The sequence below is a fragment of the Micromonospora parastrephiae genome, from assembly GCF_016802865.1.
GTDB classification, from domain to species: domain Bacteria; phylum Actinomycetota; class Actinomycetes; order Mycobacteriales; family Micromonosporaceae; genus Micromonospora; species Micromonospora parastrephiae.
The window spans coordinates 26,231-32,340 of record NZ_JAEVHM010000052.1; the positions used below are offsets into that span (position 1 = coordinate 26,231).

The window sequence follows — 6,110 nt, forward strand, 5'->3', positions numbered from 1 at the left end:
CCCTCACCGGGCCGGTGTTCGCCTTCGCCGGCGGTACGCGGCGGCCTTGGCACGGTCTCCGCAGCCGCGCATGCCGCACCAGCGCCGCCGCGAGCCTCGCGACCGATCGACGAACGCCCGGGTGCAGTGCTCGTCGGCGCACCATCGGAGGGCGTGGCGGTCGTCGCTGGCGTGCAACTCCAGGCAGTCGCGCGCGAGAACCGCCAGGACGGCGTCCATGTCGCCCCTGCGGTGCACCCCGTCATCGTCCAGGCGCAGCGTGGGTAGCGGGCCTGCCGCGGCCTCGTTGACCAGCTCGCGGTCCGCCGTGGCCGCGGCGGTGCCGTCGATCAGGGCTTGGACCAGGCGGAACATCGCCTCCCGGAGATCCTTGGCCTGCCGCAGGCCGGCATCGTCCACGCGAGGAGGCCGCTCGACGATGCCCGCCTGGACGGCCCAGTCCGCGAAATCCTCCGGGGCGGTCAGCTGCTCGACGTCGGCGTGGCCGCGCTCGGAGACCGTGGGAACGAAGTCCAGTACCGGCCGGTCGGCGATGAACTCGAACTTCACGTCACCATGTTGACCGGTGACGCGACGTGCTGCAAGAGTGGTCCGGTGGCATCACCGGTTGAACAGGTGACGGATATTGATTCCGGTACCCGTCTGAACCCCGCACGGCTGGCCCACTATCTGGCCGCGGCGCTGCTGGCGCGTACGGCCGACGAAGGCGCACGCGTCGCGCTGGTGGTCTTCGCCCTCGAACGGACGGGCAGCGCCGCCGTCGGCGGGACATTGGTCGCGACCCTGCTCATCCCACACGTTGTGGCCGCGCCCCTGGTCGGCGCGCTGGTCGATCGGTCGCGGCGGCCGACGGCTGTGCTCGCCGGCGCGATCACCGTCTTCGCCGGCGCCCTCGCGGCCCCGGTCGCCCTGCTCGGTCACGCGCCGCTGTGGCAGACCTACCTCGTCCTCGCGCTGGCCGGGTGCTGCGGACCGGCGGTGACCGGAGGGCTGACCAGCCGGTTGGCCGAGCTGGCCGGACCCGGGCGGGAGGCTCGCGCCTTCGCACTGGACTCGCTGTTCTACAGCATCGCCGGCATGGCGGGGCCGGCGGCGGTCGGGCTGGTGGCGGCGGCCGCCGGCCCGAGCACCGCCACCCTCACGCTCGCGATCGCCGCCGCGATCGGCGCACTCGGCGTCGCGTCTCTCCGCTTGTCCGCCTCCGACAGCGCGACGGAGCGGCAACGAACGGCAGGTCTGTTCCACGGTGCCCGCACGATCGCGCGGGATCCGGCCCTGCGGGTGCTCACCCTCGCCACCAGTTTCGGCCAACTGGGCCTCGGCGGTCTTGCCGTCGTCGCCACCACCCTGGCTGCCGCGGCGCACGAACCCACGCGGGCTGGCCTGCTCCTCAGCGTGATCGCCGGTGGCGCGTTCGTGGGCTCCCTGCTCTGGACATGGCGGCCGCTGCCGGCGTCCTGCGCGCCGGGCGTGACGGTCTGGGCCATGGCCGCCAGCGGCGTACCCCTCGCGCTGGCCGCCGCCGTGCACTCCCTACCGCTGACCGCGGCGCTGTTCGCGCTGTCCGGGCTCTTTACCGGGCCGTTCACCGCAGCGCTGTTCCTGGCCCGGAACCAGTTGGCGGCCGAGGCGATCCGTACGCAGGTCTTCACCATCGGCGCCGGACTGAAGGTGGCGGCTGCCGCGATCGGCGCCGGCCTCATGGGTCTCGCCGCCCACCTGCCGGCGAGCGCCCAACTGCTGCTGGTCGCCGCCTTCCCGATCGTCGCGGGAATGGCGGGCGGCGTACTGCTGCGTGGCCGGTAGGCGGCTGACCCCCGCCGAGCACCGCGCCGGACATCCGTCAGACCAGCGGCGCCTGCGCCGGCCGGCGCCGTCGCCGGCGGCACCCACACCGTCGGGCGTCGTGATCGGGGCGGTGACGATCCGGCTGGGCAGCACCGGCGCGTCCCGGCCCGTGCCGCGCCGACCGTCGCCGCCGGACGACTCGTGGTAGTCCTGCTCGACATTGACCGACCAGACGTCGTGCGTACTGCCGGTGGCGATGTTCTCGGCGGTGAGCATCGCGGTCACCATCGAGTGGTCCTGGTTGTTGTAGCGGTGCATGCCGTTGCGGCCCACCGGGTGCACGTTGGGCACCGCCTCGGCCAGCCACGCCCGGATCACGTCCACGTTGTGCTGGTAGCGCTCGTCGTACACCGGGTATGCCTTCGGCATGCGCACGACGTACCCGGCCTCCACCACGCCCGGTCGCACCAACCCCAACCGCTCCAGCTCCGCGGTGGCCAACGCCACGAGGTCGGCATCCGAGGTACGCCACATCTCGTCGTCCTCGAACACGAAGTACTCCAGGCCCAGGCAGGTGCGTCCGTCCTTGACGAGGTACGGCGACCAGGAGCCGAAGTTCTGGATCCGGCCCACCCGCACCCCCGGGTCGTGTACGTAGATCCAGTTGTCCGGGAACGAGAACTCCGCCGGCACCACCAGCGCGACCGTCAGGAAGTCGCGGTAGCGCAGGTCGGCGGCGCAGGCCAGCACCTCCGGCGGCGCCGGCGGGCGCAGCGCGCTCACCAGCTCCGAGATCGGCATGGACGAGATCACGTGGTCGGCCGGTTCGGTGCGCTGCCCGCCCGCCCCGTCGACCGTCACGCTGATCGCCCGCCGCCGCTTCGGGTCGCGGTGCACCGCGGTCACCCAGGTGCCGGTCGACAGGTGCCCGCCACGCCCGCGGACCTGCTCGGCACAGCGCTCCCACATCATGCCCGGCCCGTACTTCGGGTACTGGAACTGCTCGATAAGGCTGGTCACGTCCGTGCGCCGCCGGCTGGGCAGCAGCGCGTTGCGGATGGCCGTGGCCAGCGACAGGTTCTTGATCCGCTGCGCGGCCCAGTCGGCCTGCAACCGGTCCGCCGGCATACCCCAGACCTTCTCGGTGTACGTCTTGAAGAAGATCGAGTACAGCCGCCACCCGAACCGGGCCGACACCCAGCCCTCGAAGTGCGACTGGTCCCGCGGCGGGCGCAGCCGGGCCCGGGCGTACGAGCCCAGGCACCGGACCGCCTCCGGCAGCCCCAGGTTGCGCAGCGCGTTCACGGCGCTGAGCGGGTAGTTGAACAGCGCGCCCCGATAGAAGATCCGGCTCATCCGAGGTCGGGTCAGGAAGTCCTCGTCCGGCAGGATCTCGTGCCAGAACGCCTCCACCCTCGGCACCTTCGTGAAGAACCGGTGCCCGCCGATGTCGAAACGCCACCCGTCGCGCTCGACGGTCCGGCTGATCCCGCCGACCACCTCGTCGGCCTCGAAGACCCGGACCGGCCGGCCGTGCCGCAGCAGCTCGTACGCCGCTGTGAGTCCCGCCGGCCCCGCGCCGATGATCACCGTGCCGTGCTGCTCGCCCATGCCGCCGTACTCCCTGCTCACCGTGATGGTTGAGGCGCCGCGCGTACCCGTTATGCCTGAGATGTCACCTCGCTGTCGTGGTGTTTCCGCTCCGGCGGGGCGCGCGACGGCGTACAACGGGAAGGGCGACACCCCCATGCGGCGGGTGGGCCGGCAAACCGGGGGAGCGGGGCGGATGCACCGGGGGCGAAGCGGCGTGACGGCGCTGGCCACCCGGTTGGCCGGGGCGGGCCGGGCCGGCGCGCGGCTGGCCCGTCGCGTTCCGGAGCCCTGGCCGTACGTGATCGGTCTGTTCGTCGGCGCGAAGGTGCTGCTGACCCTGCTCGGGCTGCTGGTCCTGCACGCCTGGGACGGCGTCCCCGGCGCGCCACCCCCCGACGACGCGCTCATGCGGGCGCAGCAGCGGGAGATCTCCGGGCATCGGTGGATCTCCCTGTGGTTCGCCTGGGATGCCCATCTCTACCTGCGGCTGAGCGAGCTGCCCCTGACCGGGCCGTGGCGGGACTTCGGCTTCCCGCTGCTGTATCCGTTCCTGGCCCGGCCGGTCGGCGCGCTGCTCGGCGGCGACAACGCCCTGGCCCTGCTACTGATCAGCAACGTCGCGTTCCTGCTGTCGCTCTGGTACGGCTACCGGCTGGCCGAGCTGCTGCTCGGCGACGCGGACGCGGCCCGCCGCTTCACCCGGTACCTGGTGCTGCTGCCGACCGCGTTCCTGTTCCAGGCCGCGCTGACCGAGTCGCTCTTCGTCTGCCTCGCGCTGGCCGCGTTCTTCTACGCCGAACGGCGCCGCTGGCTGCTGGTCGGCGTGCTCGGCTACTTCCTGGCGATGAGCCGGTCGGTCGGCCTGGTCGTCGCGCTGCCGCTGGCCCTGGTGCTGCTGCGCCAGCACGACTGGCGGCTCGGCCCGCGCGCCCTGCTCGGCTACCTGCGGACCGGATGGCCGTTGCTGCTGCTGCCCGCCGGCTGGTTCACCTTCATGGCGTTCTGCCGGTGGCGCGGCGGGGACTGGTTCGCCTACCAGCACGCCCAGCAGACCGGGTGGGGGATCAGAATGCAGAACCCGGTGCCGGTGCTGCTCGGCGGCCTGGCCGGGGAGCCGCGCGACGCCGCGCGGGTGTGGTTCGCCGTGGCCGTCCTCGCCGTGCTGGTCGCCGGGTTCCGCCGCCGGGAGCTGGCATACCTGGTCTACGGCGTCCTCATGGTGCTGGTGCCGCTGTCGATGGGCCCGCCGGTCTACAAGAGCCTGCTGCGCTACCTGTTGGCCGCCTTCCCGGTGGCCCTGGTGCTGGCCCGCTGGGCCCGCCGCGCCAGCGTCGACGTGTGGCTGACCGCGACGCTCGCCGTGGTGCAGGGCGCGCTGTTCGTGCTCTGGCTCAGCTACTGGACCCACATGATCATCTGATTGACGTCACCGCCGGCCGGGCAGGATGGACGCATGACCGAGCCACGGGTGCGCCTCGACGACCTGGGCGCCTGGCTGATCAAGGGCAATGCCGACCTGGTCGACCTGAGCGCCCGGTTCGCCCGGGAGCCGCTGGTGACGAGTTGGTGCGTACGCCCCGGCTACCGGGCGCGGTTGATGCGCGCCGGGCAGCCGGTGGTCTTCTGGGCCAGCGGCAGCCGTGGTCGACTGCCGTACGGGGTGTGGGGCGTCGGACGGGTCACCGGGGCGGTCGACCCGGGACCGCCGGGGCAGCCCTGGTCGGTGCCACTGAACCTGCCCATCCTCGCCGAGCGCGACCGGGTGCCCCGACCGGTGTTGCGTGCCGACGACCGGCTCGCCGCCCTGGAGGTGTTCCGGCAGCCGCAGGCCGCCAACCCCTCCTACCTGACCGTGGCCCAGTTCACCGCCCTGCGTACCCACCTGCCGGCCTGAGCGCGCGCGTCCGGGTGCCCCGGCCTGCGCTCGACCTCCGGCCCTGTGCGAGCCTGCTACCCGTCGTTGCACGCGCACCCTGTGGGGAGGCCCGGTGTTCGCTCTGCCGCTGACCGAGGAGGTCGAACTGCGCCCGCTGGACCCGTGGCGGGCCGAGGAGTTCCTCGCCCACCTGGACCGGGCCCGCGAGCACATCCGGCCCTGGGCCTCGCCCTCCTTCGTCGCCACCGACCTGCCCTCTGCCCGCGCGGTGTTGCAGCGGTACGCGGACCGCTGGGCCAGCGACACCGGCGGCATCTGGGGACTGTGGTGGCACGGCACGCTGGTCGGCGGCGTCACGTTCGTGTCGTTCGACGTCGCGTTGGGCGTCTGCGAGGTCGGCTGCTGGCTGGAGCCGGCGGCGCAGGGCAGAGGCATGGTCGCGCCGGCGGTCCGCCGGATCGTCGACTGGGCGGTCCGCGAGCGCGGCATCCAGCGCGTGGAGTGGCGCACCAACGCCGAGAACACCCGCAGCAAGGCCCTCGCCGCCCGGCTCGGCCTGCGCCTCGACGGCACGCTCCGCCAGCTCTACCCGAGCCCGCGCGGACGCATCGACCTTGAGGTTTGGTCGGTGCTGGCCGACGAGTGGCTGGCCGCGCCCACCCACTCGCCACCCACCGTCCACTGACGACGGCGGATTTCTGTCGTACCCGCGCGGCACCATGCATCCATGGCCGTCCCCGCGCTCCACCCCGCACCCCGACCCGCCGCGTTCCGTGCCGCTGCGCGAGGCGCGCACCCGGTTCAGCCAGCTCGTCGCGCTGGCCGAGCTGACCGACGCGGTCCACCGTCGTCA

At 72.9% G+C, this 6,110-nt stretch carries 5 protein-coding genes and 1 pseudogene; 4 read left to right on the forward strand and 2 right to left on the reverse strand.

Going from position 1 to position 6,110, the window contains the following annotated elements; genetic code table 11:
* Positions 1 to 3 precede the first annotated feature (3 nt).
* On the reverse strand, positions 4 to 549 hold the full coding sequence (locus JNW91_RS13505; protein WP_203175179.1) for a CGNR zinc finger domain-containing protein: 546 nt from the start codon (positions 547 to 549) through the stop codon (positions 4 to 6).
* 66 nt (positions 550 to 615) lie between these two features.
* On the opposite strand from JNW91_RS13505, the gene JNW91_RS13510 reads away from it, so the two are divergent.
* Complete coding sequence (locus JNW91_RS13510; protein ID WP_203175180.1) at positions 616 to 1,806, forward strand: MFS transporter; 1,191 nt, start codon at positions 616 to 618, stop codon at positions 1,804 to 1,806.
* Between the two features lie 177 nt (positions 1,807 to 1,983).
* Here JNW91_RS13510 and JNW91_RS13515 read toward each other — a convergent pair.
* A pseudogene (locus tag JNW91_RS13515) lies at positions 1,984 to 3,537 on the reverse strand (NAD(P)/FAD-dependent oxidoreductase); the annotation flags it as partial.
* Positions 3,538 to 3,574: 37 nt separating this feature from the next.
* Between JNW91_RS13515 and JNW91_RS13520 the strand changes: the two are divergent.
* From JNW91_RS13520 to JNW91_RS13530, 3 genes are all read left to right on the forward strand, one after another.
* Positions 3,575 to 4,801: a hypothetical protein gene (locus JNW91_RS13520; protein ID WP_238424914.1), complete on the forward strand. Its 1,227-nt coding sequence runs from the start codon at positions 3,575 to 3,577 to the stop codon at positions 4,799 to 4,801.
* Between the two features lie 33 nt (positions 4,802 to 4,834).
* Complete coding sequence (locus JNW91_RS13525; RefSeq protein WP_203175181.1) at positions 4,835 to 5,275, forward strand: EVE domain-containing protein; 441 nt, start codon at positions 4,835 to 4,837, stop codon at positions 5,273 to 5,275.
* A gap of 94 nt (positions 5,276 to 5,369) precedes the next feature.
* Entirely contained in the window at positions 5,370 to 5,942 is a 573-nt protein-coding gene (locus JNW91_RS13530; RefSeq protein ID WP_203175182.1) for a GNAT family N-acetyltransferase, read from the forward strand.
* The last annotated feature ends 168 nt before the right edge of the window (positions 5,943 to 6,110 follow it).